General features: G+C 63.0%; 1 protein-coding gene. It reads right to left on the bottom strand.

Going from position 1 to position 832, the window contains the following annotated elements; genetic code table 11:
* Positions 1-13: 13 nt before the first annotated feature.
* Positions 14-771, bottom strand: a protein-coding gene (locus HUW53_RS21710; RefSeq protein WP_237347825.1) for an IS5 family transposase whose coding sequence is annotated in 2 segments (ribosomal slippage) — positions 14-451 and positions 454-771 — 756 coding nt in all. Because the reading frame shifts where the segments join, the coding sequence is not laid out codon by codon here.
* Between the last annotated feature and the right edge of the window lie 61 nt (positions 772-832).

The following is an 832-nucleotide window of genomic DNA, read 5'->3' as shown; positions in this document are numbered from 1 at the left end:
CTAGGGTCGAGACTCAACGTATCCAGCATGAGACGAGTGCGGCGAGGCACAAGGAGGCGAGATAGTTCCTCGCCAGCTTGTCGTATCGTGTGGCGATGCGCCTGAAGTCCTTGAGGCGACAGAACATGCGCTCGATGGCGTTGCGCTTCTTGTAGCGCTTCCTGTCGAACGGATGCAGATATTTGCGCGTGGGATTGTTGGGAATGACCGCCCGCATGTCCCGCCCGGCCAGATCGTCTCGCACCTTGTCGCTGTCGTAGGCGGTGTCGGCGAGCAGCTCGCGGGCCGGGGGCGCGGCGTCGAGCATCACCGGCAGCATCTTGATGTCGGCGGCCTGGCCGGGCGTGAGCACCAGGACGAGGGGGCGGCCCTTACCGTCGCTCAGGGCATGGATCTTAGTCGTTCGACCACCGCGGGAGCGACCAATCGCCTGACGTTGCTCCCCCCTTTTTCAGCGCCGGCCGCCGAGCGGTGCGCCTTCACATGGGTGCTGTCTGCCAGAAGCTGGCGGGGTGTTCGCTCATCGCCGGTGATCGCGGCGTAGATCCTCTGCCAGATCCCCTTGCGGGACCAGCGGTTGAAGCGGTTGTAGACGGTTGTGTAGGGGCCGTAATCGGAAGGGCAGTCGCACCACCGACAGCCGCAGCGCAGCACATGGATGATGCCGGACAGGATGCGCCGGTCATCGACGCGCGGCGGACTGCCGTAGTGCGGCAGAAGCGGCTCGATCTTGGCCCACTGCTCTTCGTTCAACCAGAACAACCGGCTCATGGCGAATCATCCTCCCATGAGCCAATTGAATCATTATTCAGCCGTTGAGTTTAGACCCTAG

Source organism: Xanthobacter agilis (genome assembly GCF_021730435.1).
Lineage (GTDB): Bacteria > Pseudomonadota > Alphaproteobacteria > Rhizobiales > Xanthobacteraceae > Xanthobacter > Xanthobacter agilis.
Note: the sequence above shows the minus strand (reverse complement) of the source record. Positions and strands in the feature narration are given on the sequence as shown.